At 70.2% G+C, this 17,577-nt stretch carries 18 protein-coding genes; 10 read left to right on the top strand and 8 right to left on the bottom strand.

Going from position 1 to position 17,577, the window contains the following annotated elements; all coding sequences use genetic code 11:
- Positions 1 to 70 precede the first annotated feature (70 nt).
- Entirely contained in the window at positions 71 to 2,458 is a 2,388-nt protein-coding gene (locus ACH4ZX_RS24670) for a transglycosylase domain-containing protein (RefSeq protein WP_398276572.1), read from the bottom strand.
- Positions 2,459 to 2,660: 202 nt separating this feature from the next.
- On the opposite strand from ACH4ZX_RS24670, the gene ACH4ZX_RS24665 reads away from it, so the two are divergent.
- The 4 genes from ACH4ZX_RS24665 (at position 2,661) to ACH4ZX_RS24650 (ending at position 6,218) form a co-directional block, all read left to right on the top strand.
- Positions 2,661 to 3,461 carry an ABC transporter permease gene (locus ACH4ZX_RS24665; RefSeq protein WP_398276569.1) on the top strand — a complete coding sequence of 267 codons (801 nt, stop codon included), beginning with the start codon at positions 2,661 to 2,663 and terminating at the stop codon, positions 3,459 to 3,461.
- Positions 3,462 to 3,585: 124 nt separating this feature from the next.
- Complete coding sequence (locus ACH4ZX_RS24660) at positions 3,586 to 4,350, top strand: ABC transporter permease (protein WP_398276820.1); 765 nt, start codon at positions 3,586 to 3,588, stop codon at positions 4,348 to 4,350.
- Positions 4,308 to 5,318, top strand: coding sequence for an ATP-binding cassette domain-containing protein (locus ACH4ZX_RS24655; protein ID WP_398276817.1), 1,011 nt, complete (start codon positions 4,308 to 4,310; stop codon positions 5,316 to 5,318). The genes ACH4ZX_RS24660 and ACH4ZX_RS24655 overlap by 43 nt, the downstream gene beginning before the upstream one ends.
- Before the next feature lie 9 nt (positions 5,319 to 5,327).
- Complete coding sequence (locus ACH4ZX_RS24650) at positions 5,328 to 6,218, top strand: DUF1707 domain-containing protein (RefSeq protein WP_398276567.1); 891 nt, start codon at positions 5,328 to 5,330, stop codon at positions 6,216 to 6,218.
- Positions 6,219 to 6,292: 74 nt separating this feature from the next.
- Here the strand turns inward: ACH4ZX_RS24650 and ACH4ZX_RS24645 are convergent, their stop codons facing one another.
- On the bottom strand, positions 6,293 to 7,633 hold the full coding sequence (locus tag ACH4ZX_RS24645; RefSeq protein ID WP_398276564.1) for an SGNH/GDSL hydrolase family protein: 1,341 nt from the start codon (positions 7,631 to 7,633) through the stop codon (positions 6,293 to 6,295).
- Between the two features lie 187 nt (positions 7,634 to 7,820).
- Between ACH4ZX_RS24645 and ACH4ZX_RS24640 the strand changes: the two genes are divergently transcribed.
- Positions 7,821 to 9,233 carry a DUF445 domain-containing protein gene (locus tag ACH4ZX_RS24640; RefSeq protein ID WP_398276561.1) on the top strand — a complete coding sequence of 471 codons (1,413 nt, stop codon included), beginning with the start codon at positions 7,821 to 7,823 and terminating at the stop codon, positions 9,231 to 9,233.
- Positions 9,234 to 9,286: 53 nt separating this feature from the next.
- A complete protein-coding gene (locus ACH4ZX_RS24635) occupies positions 9,287 to 10,789 on the top strand; it encodes an MFS transporter (RefSeq protein ID WP_398276558.1) in 1,503 nt (500 codons plus the stop codon).
- 200 nt (positions 10,790 to 10,989) lie between these two features.
- Here ACH4ZX_RS24635 and ACH4ZX_RS24630 read toward each other — a convergent pair whose 3' ends face one another.
- Positions 10,990 to 11,292 (bottom strand): hypothetical protein, encoded by a 303-nt coding sequence (locus ACH4ZX_RS24630; protein ID WP_398276555.1) that lies wholly within the window; start codon positions 11,290 to 11,292, stop codon positions 10,990 to 10,992.
- A 178-nt stretch (positions 11,293 to 11,470) separates the two neighbouring features.
- Here ACH4ZX_RS24630 and ACH4ZX_RS24625 point away from each other — a divergent pair, with 178 nt between their 5' ends.
- Both ACH4ZX_RS24625 and ACH4ZX_RS24620 read left to right on the top strand, forming a co-directional pair.
- A complete protein-coding gene (locus ACH4ZX_RS24625) occupies positions 11,471 to 11,896 on the top strand; it encodes an Hsp20/alpha crystallin family protein (RefSeq protein WP_360750086.1) in 426 nt (141 codons plus the stop codon).
- Between the two features lie 175 nt (positions 11,897 to 12,071).
- Positions 12,072 to 12,614 carry a DUF2267 domain-containing protein gene (locus ACH4ZX_RS24620; protein WP_398276814.1) on the top strand — a complete coding sequence of 181 codons (543 nt, stop codon included), beginning with the start codon at positions 12,072 to 12,074 and terminating at the stop codon, positions 12,612 to 12,614.
- On the opposite strand, the gene ACH4ZX_RS24615 is transcribed toward ACH4ZX_RS24620, so the two are convergent.
- Positions 12,569 to 13,378, bottom strand: coding sequence for an alpha/beta fold hydrolase (locus ACH4ZX_RS24615; RefSeq protein ID WP_398276550.1), 810 nt, complete (start codon positions 13,376 to 13,378; stop codon positions 12,569 to 12,571). The two genes, ACH4ZX_RS24620 and ACH4ZX_RS24615, sit on opposite strands and share 46 nt — an antisense overlap.
- A gap of 63 nt (positions 13,379 to 13,441) precedes the next feature.
- On the opposite strand from ACH4ZX_RS24615, the gene ACH4ZX_RS24610 reads away from it, so the two are divergent.
- Positions 13,442 to 13,864 carry a MarR family winged helix-turn-helix transcriptional regulator gene (locus ACH4ZX_RS24610; protein WP_398276547.1) on the top strand — a complete coding sequence of 141 codons (423 nt, stop codon included), beginning with the start codon at positions 13,442 to 13,444 and terminating at the stop codon, positions 13,862 to 13,864.
- A 63-nt stretch (positions 13,865 to 13,927) separates the two neighbouring features.
- Here ACH4ZX_RS24610 and ACH4ZX_RS24605 read toward each other — a convergent pair whose 3' ends face one another.
- The 4 genes from ACH4ZX_RS24605 to ACH4ZX_RS24590 form a co-directional block, all read right to left on the bottom strand.
- Positions 13,928 to 14,221, bottom strand: a complete 294-nt coding sequence (locus ACH4ZX_RS24605; protein WP_398276544.1) for a hypothetical protein — start codon at positions 14,219 to 14,221, stop codon at positions 13,928 to 13,930.
- Positions 14,218 to 14,475 carry a DUF6247 family protein gene (locus ACH4ZX_RS24600; protein ID WP_398276541.1) on the bottom strand — a complete coding sequence of 86 codons (258 nt, stop codon included), beginning with the start codon at positions 14,473 to 14,475 and terminating at the stop codon, positions 14,218 to 14,220. Before ACH4ZX_RS24600 ends, ACH4ZX_RS24605 begins: the two co-directional genes overlap by 4 nt.
- A gap of 80 nt (positions 14,476 to 14,555) precedes the next feature.
- Positions 14,556 to 14,774, bottom strand: coding sequence for a DUF397 domain-containing protein (locus ACH4ZX_RS24595; RefSeq protein WP_398276538.1), 219 nt, complete (start codon positions 14,772 to 14,774; stop codon positions 14,556 to 14,558).
- Positions 14,771 to 15,619 (bottom strand): helix-turn-helix domain-containing protein, encoded by an 849-nt coding sequence (locus ACH4ZX_RS24590; RefSeq protein ID WP_398276535.1) that lies wholly within the window; start codon positions 15,617 to 15,619, stop codon positions 14,771 to 14,773. Before ACH4ZX_RS24590 ends, ACH4ZX_RS24595 begins: the two co-directional genes overlap by 4 nt.
- 213 nt (positions 15,620 to 15,832) lie before the next feature.
- Here ACH4ZX_RS24590 and ACH4ZX_RS24585 point away from each other — a divergent pair, with 213 nt between their 5' ends.
- Positions 15,833 to 16,462: an ATP-binding protein gene (locus ACH4ZX_RS24585; protein WP_398276532.1), complete on the top strand. Its 630-nt coding sequence runs from the start codon at positions 15,833 to 15,835 to the stop codon at positions 16,460 to 16,462.
- Positions 16,463 to 17,577: the final 1,115 nt, after the last annotated feature.

Below are 17,577 nucleotides of genomic sequence, written 5' to 3'. Positions count from 1 at the left end.
ACGTAGGACGGACAACGGCGAAGGGGGCCGGTGACGGTTGTCACCGGCCCCCTTCGCCGTCTGTCGTCGGTCACTGCCTGCGGCTGGTGGTGAACAGGCCCGCCGTGGTTGCGCCGGTGTCCGTTCCGGTCGTGCCGCCGTTCGTGCCGCCGGTCGTCGTGCCGTCGGTGGTTCCGCCGGTCGTCGTGCCGCCGGTGGTGGTGGTTCCGCCGGTCGTACCGCCCGTGGTGGTCGTCCCGCCGCCGGTGGTGGTGGTTCCGCCGGTCGTGCCGCCCGTGGTCCCGCCGGTGGTGCCGCCGGTCGTGGCGCCGTCGGTCGGTGTGGCCGTGCCGCCGGTGGTCGCGCCGCCGGTGTCCTGGCCGCCGTTGTCGGTGCCGCCGTCCTGGCCGCCCGTGTCCGGCTTCTGGGTGGGGGAGGCGCTGGGCGGCTGCTGGACCACGTCGGCGCCCGGCTGGAGCTGCAGGTCGAAGTCGGCGGCCGGCTTCCCCTTCAGGGCGGCCTTGGTGTACTGGGCCCAGATCTCGGCGGGCGGTCCGCCGCCGTTGACGCGGGGCAGGCCCATCGCGCCGTACAGCGACTTGTGCTGGGCGGTGACGGGGTCCTGGCCCATCACGGCGACGACCGTGGCGAGGTCGGGGGTGTAGCCGGCGAACCAGGCGGCCCGGTCCTCCTCGGCGGTGCCGGTCTTGCCGGCGGCGGGCCGGCCGGCGCCCTGCGCGGCGGTGGCGGTGCCGTTCTGGACGACGGACCGCAGGATCGACGTGGTGGTGTCGGCGGCCTCCCGGCTGACCGCCTGGGAGGTGGTCTTCTTCGGCAGGTCCATGACGTCCTTGCCGTCCTTGGTGATCGACTCGACGATCGTGTAGACGCCGTGCTTGCCGTGGTTGGCGAGGGTCGCGTACGCCTGTGTCATGTCCAGCACGCTGGCGGTGGCGGTGCCCAGCGCGATGGACGGGTAGGGGTTGAGGTCCTTGGTGTCGGACGGGATGCCGAGGGCGAGCGCGGTCTGCTTGACCTTGTCGGGGCCGACGTCCACGGCCATCTGCGCGTACACCGAGTTCACGGACTTGTCGGTGGCGGTGCGGACGGTGATGTCGCCGTAGGAGACGCTGTCCTCGTTCTCGGGGGCGTAGGTGCCGCCGCTCCACCCCTGCACGGGGCGCCTGTTGGTGCCGTCGTAGTAGGTGTTGGGCGTGATGGGGTCGCCGCCCTGGGTCTCGGACTCGTTCTGCACGGCGGAGGTGAACACGAACGGCTTGAAGGTGGAGCCGACCTGGAAGTCACCGCGGGTCGCGCCGTTGGTGTACTGCTTGACGTAGTCGATGCCGCCGTACATCGCCACGACCTTGCCGGTCTTGGGGTCGATGGAGGCGCCGCCCGCGCGGACGTAGGTGTCGACCTTGCGGTGCTTCTTGTCGAGCCGGGAGATCACCTTGTCGTTCACCGCCTTCACGAAGGCGTCCTGCTTGCTCTTCTGCAGGGTGGTGGTGATGCGGTAGCCGCCGGCCTCCAGCTCGTCCTTGTCGACGATCTTGTTCTCGGTGAGGTAGTCCTTGACGGCCTCGACGAGGTAGCCGCGCTGCCCGGACATGCCGGTGGAGACGGTCTGCTCCCTCGGCGTGGGGAACTTCAGCCCGGCGCGCACCGACTGCGTCAGCCAGCCCTTCTTGACCATGCCGTCGAGGACGTAGTTCCAGCGGGCGACGGCGGCGGGCCTGTTCTGCGGGTGGGCGACGACGTCGTACTCGCTGGGCGCGTTGACGAGCGCGGCGAGGTAGGCGGCGTGGGCCGGGTCGAGGTCGGCGGCGTCCTGGCCGTAGTACGCCTGCGCGGCGGCCTGGATGCCGTAGGCGTTGCGGCCGAAGTAGCTGGTGTTGAGGTAGCCCTCGAGGATCCGGTCCTTGGACTGGGTGCGGTCCAGCTTGATCGAGATGAAGAACTCCTTCACCTTGCGGGTGACGGTCTGCTCCTGGGCCAGGTAGTAGTTCTTCACGTACTGCTGGGTGATCGTCGAGCCGGACTGCTTGCCCTTGCCGGTGGCGGTGTTCCAGCCGGCCCGCAGCATCGCCTTGGGGTCGATCGCGGACTCGGTGTAGAAGTCGCGGTCCTCGGCGGCCAGCACCGCGTGCTGGGCGTCCTTGGAGACCTGCGCGAGGGTGACGTTCTCCCGGTTGATCTCGCCGTCGCGGGCGAGCTGGGAGCCGTCGGCGTACAGGTAGACGTTCGCCTGCTTGGTGGCGAGCGCGTTGGCAGGCGGGATCTTCACCATCGAGTAGCCGAGGAAGAACAGGCCGACGAGCAGCAGGACGCCGATCACGAAGGTGCCGAGCACCATGCGCCAGGTCGGGAACAGCCGGCGCCAGCCGGTGCGCCGGGGCCGCTTGGGTTTCGTCCCCCCGCCCTGTTCACCCCCCTGCTGACTGCCCTGGTCGGCCGGCTGCTGCGCCTCGTCACTCATGTGTTGCACGGACTCCTGTTTCGCGTCGTACGTTCCCGTACGACCTCGTTCGCCTTCTGCGCCCCCTGTTGAAGACTCTCGCACCCGTCGTTCCGTTCCCGGATCCCGGCACGCGTCCGGTCCGGAAAACGCGTGGCGTGCGTCACGGTCCGCGCACTAGGCTCCTGCGCTTCGGTGCCGGTCGGCTGAGGAGGTCTGTGGCGTGGGTTCGGGGCGGTTGTACGCGGCCGTCGCGGCAGGGGGGTTCAGACGGTACGCGACGTATCGGACGGCCACTGCGGCCGGGGTGTTCACGAACACCGTCTTCGGGGTGATTCTCGTCTACACCTACCTGGCGCTGTGGGACGTGAAGCCGCATCTGGGCGGTTACGACCGGGCGCAGGCGGTCACCTACGTGTGGCTGGGGCAGGCGATGTTCTCCACGCTGGCCATCCAGGGCGGGGGCGTGGAGCGGGAGTTGATGGAACGCATCCGCACGGGTGCGATCGCCGTCGATCTGTACCGGCCGGCCGATCTGCAACTGTGGTGGCTGGCGAGCGACATGGGGCGGGCGGTGTTCCAGTTGCTGGGGCGGGGCGTGGTGCCGTTCGCGTTCGGGGCGCTGTTCTTCCCGTTGGCGCTGCCGGGCGACGTCGCCACCTGGGCGTCTTTCGGTGTCGCGCTGGTGCTGGCGATGGCGGTCAGTTTCGGGATCCGCTACCTGGCGGCGCTGAGCGTGTTCTGGCTGCTGGACGGCATCGGCGTCGGCCAGGCCCTGATGGTGACGGGGGTGTTCTGCTCGGGTCTGACGCTGCCGTTGAACGTCTTTCCGGGCGGGCTCGGCGATGTGGTCCGGGTGCTGCCGTGGGCGGCGCAGTTGCAGGTGCCGGCGGACGTGCTGATGGGGGAGACCGCGCCGTTGTCGGCGTTCGCCTTCCAGGCGGCGTGGGCGGTGGCGCTGCTGGCGGCGGGGCGGCTGGTGCAGTCGGCGGCGACGCGGCGGGTGGTGGTGCAGGGTGGGTGAGGTCTCCGGGGCGAGGGAGGTCGCCGGGGCGCGTGGGGTCCGCGGGGCCACCGGGCCGGGCGGGGCTGCCGGGGCGGTTTCCCGGGTGGTCGACGGCCTGCGGGCCTACCGGCTGATCGCGGGCATGTGGATCCGCTCCACGATGACCTACCGCACGTCCTTCGCGCTGACGGTGGCGGGCAATCTGCTGCTGACCGGGATGGACTTCGTCGCGATCCTGCTGATGTTCTCCCGGGTGGACTCGCTGGCCGGCTGGACGCTGCCGGAGGTCGCCTTGCTGTACGGGCTGTCGGTGACGGCGTTCGGGATCGCCGATCTGCTGTTCGGCTCGGCGGAGGCGCTGGGCGCCCGGATGCGCGACGGTTCCTTCGACACGCTGCTGGTGCGGCCGGTTCCGGTGCTCGCGCAGGTAGGCGCGGACCGTTTCGCGCTGCGGCGGCTGGGCCGGATCACGCAGGGCACGCTGGTGCTGGGGTGGGCGCTGGCCTCCGTCGACGTCGCCTGGAGCGTGGAGAAGGTGCTGCTGGTGCCGGTGACGCTGGTCAGCGGCGCGGCGGTGTTCGGCGCGGTGTTCGTGGCGGGCGCGGCGTTCCAGTTCGTGGCGCAGGACGCGGCCGAGGTGCAGAACGCGTTCACCTACGGCGGCACCACGCTGCTGCAGTATCCGCCGACGGTGTTCGGCCGGGACCTGGTGCGCGGGGTGACGTTCGTGCTGCCGCTCGCCTTCGTCAACTGGGTGCCGGCGGCGTATGTGCTGGGGCGGCCGTATCCGCTCGGCCTGCCCGGGTGGACGGCGTTCGCGTCGCCGCTGGTGGCGGTGGTGTGCTGTGCGGTGGCGGGTCTGGCCTGGCGGGCCGGGCTGCGGTCCTATCGGAGTACGGGGAGTTGACGGTGGACGGTGCCCTGATCGAACTCGACGGTGTCGAGAAGGTCTTCGACGTGCGCAGGAAGACCGGTTTCCTGAAGCGGGAGCGGCGGCGGGTGCGGGCGGTCGACGCGTTGTCCTTCACCGTGGAGCGCGGTGAGATGGTCGGCTACATCGGGCCGAACGGCGCGGGCAAGTCGACGACGATCAAGATGCTGACGGGCATCCTGACGCCGAGCGGCGGCCGGCTGCGGGTGGCGGGTTACGACCCGTCGCGGGAGCGGACCCGGCTCGCGCACCGGATCGGGGTGGTGTTCGGGCAGCGTACGACGCTGTGGTGGGACCTGCCGCTGATCGAGTCGTACCGGCTGATGCACCGCATGTACCGCATCCCGGACGCCCGTTACCGGGAGAATCTCGACCGCTGTGTCGAACTGCTGGAGCTGGGCGAGTTGTTGGACGTGCCGGTGCGGCAGCTGTCGCTGGGGCAGCGGATGCGCGGCGACATCGCGGCGGCGCTGCTGCACGATCCGGAGGTGCTGTACCTGGACGAGCCGACGATCGGCCTGGACGTGATCTCGAAGACCAAGGTGCGGGAGTTCCTGCGGGAGTTGAACGCCGAGCGCGGCACGACGGTGCTGCTGACCACGCACGACCTCCAGGACATCGAGCAGTTGTGCTCGCGGGTGATGGTCATCGACCACGGCCGTCTGATGTACGACGGTCCGCTCGCGGGGCTGCACGAGGCGGGGGAGAGCGAGCGGACCCTGGTGGTGGACCTGGAGCGGGAGCTCGCGCCGATCGAGCTGCCGGGTGCGCGGGTGGTGCGGGTGGAGGGGCCGCGGCAGTGGCTGGCGTTCCCGGCGGGGCAGTCGGCGGCGCCGCTGGTGGCGCGGATCGCGGCGGAGTACCCGCTGGTGGACCTGTCGGTGCGGGAGCCGGACATCGAGGCCGTCATCGCGAAGATGTACGCCGGGAAAGCGGTCTCGTAGGCTGCTGTCATGACCGACGACGCAGTCCCGGATCTCCGCGCGTCCGACGCCGACCGTGAGCGGGTCGCCGAGGCCCTGCGGGACGCCCTCGCGGAGGGCCGCCTCGACATGACGGAGTTCGAGGAGCGCCTGGAGGCGACGTACCGGGCGCGGACGTACGGCGAACTCGCGCCGATCACCCGGGACCTGCCGGTGTCGGGTGTGACCCCGCCGGCCCCCGTCTCCTTCGCCAAGGAGGGCGCCGGGAGCGGGGAGTGGGCGGGGCGGATCGTCGGCGGCGAGGGGTCGTCGACGTGGGCGGTGGCGGTGATGTCCGGCTTCCAGCGCAAGGGCCGCTGGACCGTGCCCCGGCGGTTCACCTGCTTCGCCTTCTGGGGCGGCGGCGAGCTCGACCTGCGCGAGGCCGACTTCGCCGACCGCGAGGTCGTGATCAACTGCGTCGCGATCATGGGCGGGGTGAACGTGATCGTGCCGCCCGGCGTCGAGGTCGTCGTGCGCGGGATCGGCGTCATGGGCGGTTTCGACCAGCGTGCGGAGGGCGTGCCCGGTCAGCCGGGGGCGCCGCGGGTGATCGTGACCGGCTTCGCCTTCTGGGGCGGCGTGGGCGTGGAGCGCAAGCCGACCCGGGCGGAGCGGCGCCGGCTGAAGGAGGAGCGCCGCCGGGAGCGGCTGGAGCGCGGCCGGCGGGAGTCCTTGCCGGAGGGGCGGGAGCGGGAGTCGCTGCCGGAGGGGCGGGACGAGGAGTACGACGAGTACGGGGCCCACCGCCGGATGCTCGACGACCACCACCGGATGCTCGACGCGCACCGCGAGCGGCGGCAGGAGCAGCGCGAGGAGCGCCGGGAGCGGCACCAGGAGCGCCGGGAGCGGCGCGAGCGGCGCCACTCCGACGACTACTGACCTTCCTACCGGTACTGACCTCCTACCGGCCTCCTACCGGCCTCCTACCGGCCTGCTGACACCCGGCCGCCCCGCTACAGCTCGGCCGGCGCCGACCCGCTCAGGTCCTTCAGGTCGAAGACCTCCGCCATCCGGGCGTAGCCCTTGTCGCTGGGGTGGAGGTGGTCGCCGGAGTCGTAGTCCGAGCGCAGCCTGCGCGGGTTGTACGGGTCCCGGAGCGCCTTGTCGAAGTCGACGACGGCGTCGTAGACCCGGCCCGCGCGGATCTCGGCGTTGACCTGCTGGCGTACCCCTTCGCGGGCGGGGGTGTAGCCGCGGTGGCCCTGGAAGGGCATGAGGGTGGCGCCGACGACCTTGATGCCGCGGGCGTGGGCCTGGCGGACCAGTGTGCGCAGGCCGTCGAGGATCTCGTCGGGGTCGGCGAGGCGGGGGTTGCGCAGGATGTCGTTGACGCCGAGGTCGATGACGACGACCTTGACGTTGGTCCGCGCCAGCGCGTCGCGGGAGAAGCGGAGCAGGCCGCTCTGGTTGTCGGCGGGGCGGCCCAGCCCGCTGGCCAGGACCTGGTTGCCGCTGATGCCCTCGTTGACGACGCTGTAGCGCGGCACGTTCCGGCCGGCGGCGAGCGCGGTGCGCAGTCGCCCGGACAGCACGTCCGGCCAGCGGTGGTTGGCGCCCTCGGTGGAGGTGATGCCGTCGGTGAGGGAGTCGCCGAAGGCGACGACCGTGCCGGCCGACTCGTTGCTCAGCACGTCCAGCGCGGTCAGGTAGCGCCAGTACGCCACCTGTTCGGTGTACGCCGTACCGGTGACGTCCTCGGTGGCGTCCCCGTCGGCGACGTAGGAGATCTGGCGGGCGTGCGGGTGGTAGGTGACCGGGCCGGAGGGGGTGGGCGAGTAGGTGGTGACCAGGACGTCGCTGTCGTGCGGGACGGCGACGCGGACGGCGTCGCTGAGCACCTGGCGGCCGGCCGGGACGACGACGGCGGTGCTGCCGTTGAACGTCAGCCGCCGCATGGTGCGGGCCGTCGCGGCCGCGGTGCCGTCGCCGGCGGCCACGGCGATCGAGGCGTGCGTGATCGTCAGCGGTGACTGGCCGTAGAGGTTGGACAGGGTGATGCGGGCGCTGGTGCCGCCCACGCTGACGTGGACGACGTTGCGCACCGAGCGGCCCGCCAGGCCTTCGGTCTCGGTGCCGGGCTCGGCGCCGGCCGGGGAGGCCGCCCAGGCGCCGACCCAGATGCCGGTGGAGGCGGGGGCGGCGGAGTTGTGCGGGCGGCTGCCCTTGGCCGGCGTGCTGTTGCCGGCGGTGGCGGTGCCGTCGTCGGCCGCGACACCGACGTAGAGGGCCGTCGCCAGTCCCACGATCAGGGCGGTGATCGCGGAAAGCAGGGCATAACCGTGACGCCTGGTCATGCGGTGCGCGTCTCCTCGGGAGCGTGGGAGCCCGAGGCTCCGAAATGATCATCCCAATGATGAGGCATGGGATGAGGGGTAGTTGAACAGGTTCCCCCATGGGGCCGCCGGAGTTCTCCGTGCATTCCCCCTCCGGACAGACGCCGGGAACTTCCGTTCCGTTCCAGGAGTCGGTCAGGAAGGGACAATGTGTGCGAGGGATCACGAACGGGTGGAGCGGGTGGAACGGGTGCGACGGATGGAACCCACTGAACCGGACAACGCGACGGACGAAGCGGTACGGCACGCCCGCCCGGACACCGCCGGCCGGACCGTCCCCCCTGCGGCCGTACGCGCGATGACGACCTTCAGCGCCGCCGACGTGGAGAAGCAGCGCGGCGTGCGCCGGATGAAGCTCACCGCGACCGGCATGCTGCTGTTCGTCGCGCTGGTGTACGTCCTCGCCAAGTGGGCGGAGAACGCGGGCGCCGGAGCCTGGGCGGGCTATGTCGCCGCCGCCACCGAGGCCGGCATGGTCGGCGCGCTCGCCGACTGGTTCGCCGTCACCGCCCTCTTCCGCCGCCCCCTCGGCCTGCCCATCCCGCACACCGCGATCATCCCCACCAAGAAGGACCAGCTCGGCGTCTCCCTCGGCGAGTTCGTCGGCGAGAACTTCCTCTCCCAGGACGTCGTACGGCAGCGGCTGCGCGCCGTCGGCATCGCCGCCCGGCTCGGCCGCTGGCTGTCCGAGCCCGAGCACGCCGACCGGGTCACCGCCGAGCTGTCGGCCGCGCTGCGGGGGGCGCTGACGGTGCTGCGCGACTCCGACGTGCAGGCCGTGGTCGGCGAGGCGATCACGCGCCGCGCCGAGGCCCAGGAGATCGCGCCCGGCATGGGGAAGATGCTGGAGAAGGTCGTCGCCGACGGCGGCCACAGACGGTTCGTCGACCTGGTCGTCGGGCGGGCGCACGACTGGCTGGTGCTGCACCGCGAGAACGTGATGGACGCCGTGCAGGGCGGCGCGCCCGGCTGGACCCCGAGGTTCGTCGACAAGCGGGTCGGCGAGCGCGTCTACAAGGAACTGCTGCGTTTCGTCACCGAGATGCGCGACATGCCCTCCCACCCGGCCCGCGGCGCCCTCGACCGCTTCCTCACCGACTTCGCCTCCGACCTGCAGTCCGACACCGACACCCGGGCGCGGGTGGAGCGGCTCAAGAGCGAGGTGCTGGGCCGCGGCGAGGTCCAGGACCTGATCGCCTCCGCCTGGACCGCCGTACGCTCCATGATCGTGTCGGCGGCCGAGGACGAGCGCAGCGAACTGCGGCTGCGGGTGCGGGCGTCGCTGCTGTCGCTGGGCGCCCGGATGGCGGCCGAGGCCAAGCTGCGGGGCAAGATCGACGGCTGGGTGGAGGGCGCCGCGGTGTACGTCGTGGCGACCTACCGCACGGAGATCACCCTGCTCATCACGGACACCGTGGCGAGCTGGGACGCCGAGCACACCACGAAGAAGATCGAGGCGCACATCGGCCGCGACCTGCAGTTCATCCGCATCAACGGCACGGTGGTCGGCTCGCTGGCCGGCCTGTTGATCTACACCGTGTCGCGGGCGCTGGGGGCGTAACCGCGCCGGGCGGGGGCACCCGATCGGGGTTCCGCCCGGTGAGGAGGGAGCCCATGACCACCGCGCAGGCCGAGACCGGCCGCACCATCACCACCGACATACCCGCTCGCCTGGACCGCCTCCCCTGGTCACGCTGGCACTGGACCATCGTGATCGGGCTCGGCACCGTCTGGATCCTCGACGGTCTGGAGGTCACGGTCGTCGGCAACATCGCCGGCCGGCTCTCCGAGCCCGGCAGCGGGCTGCCGATCACCTCCGGCGAGGTCACCGGTCTCGCGGCCGCGCTCTATGTCGCCGGCGCCTGCTTGGGCGCCCTGTTCTGGGGCCGGCTGACCGACCGGTTCGGCCGTAAGAAACTCTTCATGATCACGCTGGCCGTCTATCTGGCGGCCACCGCTCTGACCGCGGTCTCCTTCGAGACCTGGTGGTTCTTCGCCTTCCGCTTCCTGACCGGCTTCGGCATCGGCGGCGAGTACGCGGCCATCAACTCCGCGATCGACGAGCTGATCCCGGCGCACTACCGCGGCCGCGTGGACCTCGCCATCAACGGCAGCTTCTGGGTCGGCGCGGTCTTCGGCTCCCTGCTGTCGATCCTCGTACTGAACGAGTCCATCCTGCCCGCGAACGTCGGCTGGCGGCTGACCTTCGCGCTCGGCGCGGTCCTCGCCCTGGTGATCCTGCTGGTACGGCGGCACGTCCCGGAAAGCCCGCGCTGGCTGCTGATCCACGGCCGTGACGACGAGGCCGAGGAGATCGTCACCTCCATCGAACGCCAGGTCCGAGGCGGCCACCGCGCGCCGCTGCCCGAGCCCGCCGGCGAGATCACCATCCACCAGCGCCGCAGCGTCACCTTCCTGGAGATCGCCCGCACCGTCTTCGCCGACTACCGCAAGCGCTCGGTCCTCGGCTTCTCCCTCTTCATCGGCCAGGCGTTCCTGTACAACGCGATCACCTTCGGCTTCGGCGCGATCCTCACCAAGTTCTACGACGTCCCCGCCGACCACACCGGCTACTACTTCGCGGTCATCGCGGTAGGCAACTTCTTCGGCCCGCTGCTGCTCGGCAGGCTCTTCGACACCGTCGGCCGCCGGGTGATGATCTCCGGCACGTACCTGCTCTCCGGCCTGCTGCTGTTCGTCACGGCGTGGCTGTTCGGCCAGGGCTCGCTGAGCGCGGCCGGCCTGACGGCGTGCTGGTGCGTGGTGCTGTTCTTCGCCTCGGCGGGCGCCTCCAGCGCCTACCTGACGGTCTCCGAGGTCTTCCCCATGGAGACCCGCGCGATGTCCATCGCCTTCTTCTACGCCCTCGGCACGGCCGCCGGCGGCATCAGCGGCCCGCTGCTGTTCGCCGACCTCACCGGCACCGGCAAGGTCGCCGACACGGTGCTCGCCTTCCAGATCGGGGCGACCCTGATGTGCCTGGCCGGCCTGGTGGCGGCGGCCCTCGCGGTCCGCGCGGAACGCCGCTCCCTGGAGGACATCGCCCAGCCGCTGACGGCCGTGGCGGCCCCGGCGGTCGCCCGCACCGGCCCGGAACCGGGGACGGCTACGGCGTGACGGTGACCGCTGTGCGGAGCCTGATCGGGACCGCGGGGGCGCCGACGCCCGCCCCGCGGTCCCGGGCTGTGCAGGCGCCGTGCCGTGCCGCGCAGGCGCCGTGCCGCGCAGGCGCCGTGCCGCGCAGGCGCCGTGCCGCGCCGGGGTCGTGCAGGTGCCGTACCGGCCGTAACCCGGCCCCTGTCGGGGGTTCCGCGGTTTCAGCCCCGGCGGTCGGCGACGGCCCAGGACGCGAGGGCGACGGCGCCCGCCACGCCGAACACGGCGGGCCAGGCGCCCACCTTCTTGGCCAGCGGGTGGGAGCCCGTGAAGGCGGCGACGTACGCCGCCGACAGCGCCCCCGCGGCCTTCCCGCCGGCCCGCTGCCGCCACTGCTGCGCGGCGGCGGCCCCCGCGACGGCCAGCACGGCCCCGCCGAGCGGGCGCCTGCCGGTCCAGCGGGCCACGCCGTAGCCGCCGACGAGTCCGCTCGCGGCGATCACCGCACCGGGAACCTTGGCCATGGCCATTGTCTGCCTCCTGCCGCCGCCACTTCGACTGTGACTGATGTGCCCGAGGCTAACTCCAGCACCTCCGCAGGTCCCGAACCTGAGTCTTGGGTTGTCAAGTTTCCTCTGGCGGACTATATAAGAAGTCGTAGGGCATCGCACTGAGAGCACCTGAGGAGAGGAGTGACCAGTGATGCTCATGCGCACGGACCCGTTCCGTGAATTCGACCGAGTCGCGCAGCAGGTTTTCGGCTCGACCGCCCGCCCCGCCGCGATGGCGATGGACGCCTACCGGGCCGGCGACGACTTCATCGTCCACTTCGACCTTCCCGGCATCGACCCCGAGTCGATCGAGCTGGACGTCGAACGCAACGTGCTGAACGTCCGCGCCGAGCGCAAGTCCCCCGCCCCGGAGGGCGCGGAACTGATCGTCGCCGAACGCCCCACGGGTTCCTTCACCCGCCAGCTGTTCCTCGGCGACACGCTCGACACCGAACGCATCGACGCCTCGTACGAGGCCGGCGTCCTGACGCTGCGCATCCCCGTGGCCGAACAGGCCAAGCCCCGCCGCATCCAGATCACGGGCGGCAGCGACCGCCCCAGGCAGATCAGCGGCTGACCGCATCCGCGACACGACGAAACCGCGAAACCACGACAAGCGTCCCGCAGGCAGCGCGGCAGCCTGCGGGACGCGGCGCGCCCCTGCGTGAACCCGGAGGAGGAGCCCACACATGACGGCGACGACGGTACCGAGCGTGACGGTGCCGCTGACGACCACGATGCCCACGACCGCGATGTCGGCGACGACGCCGGCGCCGAGCGCGCCGACCGCCCCGAAGGCGACGCTGCTGAGCCCTCGGCCCGCACCCGCACCGGCCCCTGCGCCCGCATCCGCATCCGCATCCGCACCCGTACCGGCGCCCGGCTGCCCGAGACCCGAATGGGACGACCTGGTGGACGAGGTACGGGCAGTCGGCCAGTACACCACCCGGGGGGAAGCCGAACGCGTCACCCGTATCGTCCTGTCGGCTCTCGGCGGACATGTGGTCGGTGACGAACGGGTCGACCTCGCCCGCGCCCTGCCCGAGGAGGCGGCGCGCGTGGTCGCCTCCCAGATCCCGGCCACACGCCCGCTGACGGCCCAGGAGTTCGTCGACGCGGTGGCGGACCGCATCGAGGGAGCCACCCCCGCCACGGCCCGCTGGCACGTCAGCTCGGTCCTGGGCGTCCTGCCCGGCATCGTCGGCGACGACGACCTGATCGACCGCGTCCTGACCCAACTGCCTCCGGGCTACGCCCTGTTGTTCGGCCGCGCGGAGCTGGGCCCGCCGGCGTAGGCGTCGATGAGGCCGAAGACGGCCTCCGGCTGCTCGATGTGCGGAAGGTGGCCCGCCTTCGGGACGGTCTCCAGCCGGCCGTCACCGAAGGCGGCCGCGTACGCCGCCCCGTAGGCGGGCGTGACGATCCGGTCGCTCTCGCCCCACACCAGCAGAGCGGGCTGCCGCACCCGCGCCAGCCGCCGCAGCAGCTTCGGGTCGTGCATGTACGGCTCCCCGGCCAGGATCCGGATCGTGGCCATGTTGCCCTGGCGGCGGGCGAGTTCCTCGGCGTGCAGGTCCCCGGGGTCGGTGTAGTACCGGTCGGGCTCGTGCCAGGAGTGCTCGGCGGCGGCGCGCGGGTCGAGCGCGAAGATGTCGGTGACCGGCTCGGACTCGACGTACACGCCCACGGCGTTGATCAGCACCAGCCCGCCGACGACGCCGGCCAGGTCGCGTACGGCCATCTCGGCGGCGATCCAGCCACCGAGCGAGGAGCCGACCACGAGGACGTCGGTGAGCCCGCGGTCGTGCAGCAGGTGCAGGTAGGCGAGGGCGAGATCGTCGACACCGGTGCACCAGCCGGGGCGCGGGTTGCCGTCCCAGCCCGGGTGCACGGGGGTGAGGGTGCGGCCGGTGCGGGCGAGGTGCCCGGCGAGCCCGGCGACGGTCGCGGGCCCGCCACCGCCGTGCAGGACGAGCACGGGTCGGCCGCTCGCGGGGCCGTCCTCGGAGATGCGCAGGGGAAGGTCGTCGTACACGTGGCAGATCTGTTCGGCAGGCATGCGCAGTACTGTAACTAAGGATGCTTATATAAGCTAGCTTAGTTCCTTGCTATCCTTGCCCTCATGCACGTTGACCAGCGAATTCAACTCCTCGGCCGGGCGGTCAAGCAGGCCCAGTACCGCCAGCACCGGGCGCTGGACGGCGCGCTGGCCGCGGTCGGCACGACCCTGGCCCAGTGGGACGCCCTGCGCGCGATCGCCCGCACCCCCGGCGCGTCGGCCCGCGAACTGGCGCCGGCCACCTTCCAGACCGAGCAGGCCTTCGGCACCCTGGTGGGCCGCCTGGTCGCCCAGGGCCTGGTCGAACGCCGCCCGGACCGAGGCCGCCGCCTCGCCCACCACCTCACCCCGGAGGGCGAGCGGATCCTGGACGCGGGCCACCGAGTGGCTGACGCCGTCCTGGCGGAATGCTTCGCGCCGCTGGGGGAGGAGGAGCGGGGGGTTCTGCTGGGGTTGCTGGAGCGGCTGAACGGCGGCGAGGCTTAGGCGTGCTTGACAGTTCCCACTTCCCGCAGGCCACTCGACTAAGATCCCTGCGCTTCTCTCCATTCACCGCCACTCGGACGGGATGCCGTCGTCCGGTGTCACAGCGACGATGGCCACTGTGGGAGGCGACGGCGATGGCGTGTACAGGTACGCCACTGCGAGACCGGGCACGTCACCCCGGGGCTCGATCCTCGTCTTGCGTACCTCCGTGCCGTCGTGCTGCGGCGGTCCAAGGAGTACCCCGAGTCGAGGCGCGTGCTCCAGTTCTTGCCTTAGGGCTTCCAGCGCTTCCTCGGCGCCGAGCCCCTTCGCCCGCTGGGCGGCCCGTCCTGTGACGGCTGCGATTACACCGCTCACCGGCTCTGGTTCTCCTGCTTCAGTCGGGCCGTGAGGTCGATGCCTTCCTGCACTGCGATGTCGAAGTCGGGGTCCTGGTAGAGGCGGATCCTGCCGCGGTAATCGACGATCACGGCGGCGACGGCGTTCAGGTCCGTCTCGGACGACGCCTCCAGCGCCCGCTGAAGGTCCGCTTCGAAGGCTTCCCGGTCCCCTGGGAAGCCGTGGCCCGAACGCAGGGCGGCCCGAATGTCACCGATGGTCCGCAAGGGCAACGACGCAGAGACTGGCGGCTCCGAATGTTGTGCGCTCACTGTGGTCTGCTCCTCGATGTCCTAGTACTGAGGGGAGTGTCCTACAAACGCGGGTGTCGCGTCTGTGTGATGTGCTGCAGGAAGAATCGCCAGGCATCGCCACCGACGGTGATCGCGGACTTCTCCGTGCTCTTCGAGTCGCGTACCAGAGCGCTGTCATCGCCCAGCGCGCACTCGACGCACTCCCCTCCCGCGCCATTGCTGTACGAGGATCTGAACCAGACCGGCCGGCCGGTGCCCCTGGGTGCTGTAGAGCTCACCTTGCGTACTCCTTCAAGATCGACTCGACCAATAGTGCCGAGCGCTGAGGACTCAGAGCCGCTGCCCGCAGGCCGTCGAATGCCTTGGTGTACTCACGGACATGATGCTCGCCTTCCAGGTACACGGCATCGGTAATGCCGTCTCGATAGACCAGATCGGGATCTTCCGGGGCGGGAAATCCAAGCATGGTGAACGTCCCTGTTGCCGGATAGGTCCCTGAGTCGAAGGGGAGGACCTGCAGGGTCACGGTCGGCAGCCCGGCCGACTCCAGGACGCGCTCGAGTTGCTCCCGCATCAGACTGCGGTCCCCGATGACATTGCGAAGAGCACCCTCATTCACGATGAACCATGCATCAGGCGCATCGGGGCGAGTCAGCATGGCCTGGCGCTCCATCCGTACATGTACGGCTCTCTCGATGTCCGCGGCGGTCATGTGAGCGCCTGACCTGTGGAGTTCGCCGGCATAGGCCTCCGTCTGCATGAGGCCGGGGATCACCTCGCACTGATACTGACGTACCGTCGAAGCGTCCTGTTCCAGGCCGATGTAAATGTTGAACCACTCGGGGATACCGGCTCCGTGCAGCTGCCACCAGCCGCGTGTCTTGGCCTCCCGGGCCAAGGACTTGAGAAACTCGCGCAGCTCCTCGCTGGTGCCGTAGAACCGGCACAGGGCCTCGATGTCGGACGGCTGGACCCGGCCGCTTCCCGTCTCCATGCGGTTGACCTTGGAGCCGCTCCAGTCCAGGGCCCCACCGACCTGTGCGCAGGTGAGCGCGCTCTGCTCCCGGAGCTTCTTCAACTCGAACGAGAGACGGCGACGGCGTGCCGTCGGTGATCCGGCCATATCAACCCCGTTTCGGATAGCGGGCGTTCAGTCTCGCGCCAAGGGGTGCGCTTGCCAATCACTCAGAAGTGGGAATCTCGTCCTGCAAATTGCATGAAGGGATCCGCACCCCGCACTCTGATGCTGAAGCAACCCACCGTGATGACCGGTAACACTGGGTCGCTGGCGGGTTTAGCCGTAACGAGAGGAGATTTCGTGGGCCGGGAAGCATGCGTGACACGCGAACCCTGGGACCTTCCCTTCACGGCCGAGCCGACGGAGGTGGCCGCCCTGCGTCGGGCCATGCGGCTGCATCTGGGCATCTGGGGCTTGCACCAACTCGTCGACGAAGCCCAGCTCTGCGTGAGCGAGTTGGCGTCCAACGTCATCACGCACGTCGGCCCCGGCACGCCGGCCACGCTCGCAGTCTCGATGAGCGGAGTGCATCTGCGCATCGAGGTCCACGACCCTGACACGCGCGCCCTGCCCACGCTCCTGGACGCGAAGGCCGACTCGGAGGGTGGGCGAGGCGTGGCTCTCGTCGACGCCCTCGCGGACCGCTGGGGCGTGCAGGTCCGCCCTGACGGGAAAGTCACCTGGTGCGAACTGGCAACGGGCCTCACATCGCCGAGCGGCCACGTGGCAGGCCCCGGCGTACAGCGGGCCGAGGCCCTGTTGGAGTTCTACGCAGGTACGAAACCGCCCCTCCTGCCCGGCCCGGGAAGACTCGGGAGGGCGGTGGCCGAGGAGTCGGTGATCACGGTCATTGCGGACTTCCTTCACTGGCTCCGAGCCCATGGCCGCGACCCCGACGAGGTGCTGGACCGGGCGTTGACGCGTTACGACGCTGAACTGGACTGCTGAAACGTATGAATCGTTTCGTAGGTTGAGCGCCTGACGTAGGAAACCCACTGAGGGGCTCATGCGCGGAGAGGAGAAGCGCATCGCGCCCATGCAAGCCATGGCCGGCTGACCCACCGTTGCTGTGCCATCGAACGGAAAATCTAGCTACGTTGGGGGAACGGGGCCGTTACCGAGGGCGGTCAGGGAGCCGCGGCAGTCGCGGGCGGCGTGGCGGAGGGCGGCGGCGATGTTGGTGCGACCGTCCTGATGGTGGACGCCGATGGGAGGTTGCGCAGGCCTGCCATGATGCTCGGAAGGCGACCGACGTGGATCTTGGAGCCGTCCTCCCGGAAAATGCGGTTGCGGGCATGGTGCGGAGGTTTTTCAATGCTCCAGTGCCCTCTGGTCCAGGCGGAGATCTGGGGCCGGTCGACGTGCCGGGCGGCAGGCCGGTAATCAGGTGGACGCGCTCGATGGTGAGCTTGTCGCTGGAGGAAGTTCTCACTCTACCGCACGACTTGTAGTGCCGGGCGTGCGTCGAGGCGTCTCCCTCCGTCCGGAACACCACCTCCGGCGCAACTCCCGACCAGCCCGGCGATGCGGACGAACCCGATCACGCAACGCCCGGCAGCCATCAGTCGAAAATGCACCCCTTCACGAGGGAGCGCATGCGCAGGGCGCCTGACGGGCGCCGTGACTACAAGTTTCGCAGTGTTGAGAAACATCCCGGCGATTTCGTTTGATTTAGTCATTCGATCCGCATGCTTCGATCGTTTCAGATTCCGCACCATTCTGCGCGAGCTGAATCCAGTCGATTGTGACTGTTGTCTCTCGACTTTCGGTATCGAAATCTAAGTCCGTCCTCTTACCCTCCCGGTCACTCAACTGGAACCTCCCGTCTCGGGCCCAATCATGACCAGATGCATCGCCGAAGGAGAAGACATGAAGCAACAGTGCATTGATCTTCGATTTCTGCGGGCCAAGGGGCACTGCCTTTACTACGTCAGCGAGGGTGATCTTGTATTGCGTGCAGGGTGCGAGCAGGGCTTGATCAAGTTCCGTTGAGGTCGGGCTTGTAGGTGATGCCCAGGATGGGGAGGGCCCGTTCGGGTTGGTCGCGGATGGCGCGGGTGGTC

Origin of the sequence: Streptomyces sp. NPDC020490 (genome assembly GCF_044335305.1) — a bacterium.
Classification (GTDB): Bacteria; Actinomycetota; Actinomycetes; order Streptomycetales; family Streptomycetaceae; genus Streptomyces.
Note: the sequence above shows the minus strand (reverse complement) of the source record. Positions and strands in the feature narration are given on the sequence as shown.

What these genes read in the sequence shown, in the direction of transcription:
- ACH4ZX_RS24590 (WP_398276535.1), bottom strand. Translation starts at nt 15,619, where the DNA reads ATGGCCGGATCACCGACGGCACGCCGTCGCCGTCTCTCGTTCGAGTTG.
- ACH4ZX_RS24660 (WP_398276820.1), top strand. Translation starts at nt 3,586, where the DNA reads ATGTGGATCCGCTCCACGATGACCTACCGCACGTCCTTCGCGCTGACG.
- ACH4ZX_RS24620 (WP_398276814.1), top strand. Translation starts at nt 12,072, where the DNA reads ATGTCGGCGACGACGCCGGCGCCGAGCGCGCCGACCGCCCCGAAGGCG.
- ACH4ZX_RS24650 (WP_398276567.1), top strand. Translation starts at nt 5,328, where the DNA reads ATGACCGACGACGCAGTCCCGGATCTCCGCGCGTCCGACGCCGACCGT.
- ACH4ZX_RS24610 (WP_398276547.1), top strand. Translation starts at nt 13,442, where the DNA reads ATGCACGTTGACCAGCGAATTCAACTCCTCGGCCGGGCGGTCAAGCAG.
- ACH4ZX_RS24615 (WP_398276550.1), bottom strand. Translation starts at nt 13,378, where the DNA reads ATGCCTGCCGAACAGATCTGCCACGTGTACGACGACCTTCCCCTGCGC.
- ACH4ZX_RS24670 (WP_398276572.1), bottom strand. Translation starts at nt 2,458, where the DNA reads ATGAGTGACGAGGCGCAGCAGCCGGCCGACCAGGGCAGTCAGCAGGGG.
- ACH4ZX_RS24630 (WP_398276555.1), bottom strand. Translation starts at nt 11,292, where the DNA reads ATGGCCAAGGTTCCCGGTGCGGTGATCGCCGCGAGCGGACTCGTCGGC.
- ACH4ZX_RS24635 (WP_398276558.1), top strand. Translation starts at nt 9,287, where the DNA reads ATGACCACCGCGCAGGCCGAGACCGGCCGCACCATCACCACCGACATA.
- ACH4ZX_RS24640 (WP_398276561.1), top strand. Translation starts at nt 7,821, where the DNA reads ATGTGTGCGAGGGATCACGAACGGGTGGAGCGGGTGGAACGGGTGCGA.
- ACH4ZX_RS24625 (WP_360750086.1), top strand. Translation starts at nt 11,471, where the DNA reads ATGCTCATGCGCACGGACCCGTTCCGTGAATTCGACCGAGTCGCGCAG.
- ACH4ZX_RS24645 (WP_398276564.1), bottom strand. Translation starts at nt 7,633, where the DNA reads ATGACCAGGCGTCACGGTTATGCCCTGCTTTCCGCGATCACCGCCCTG.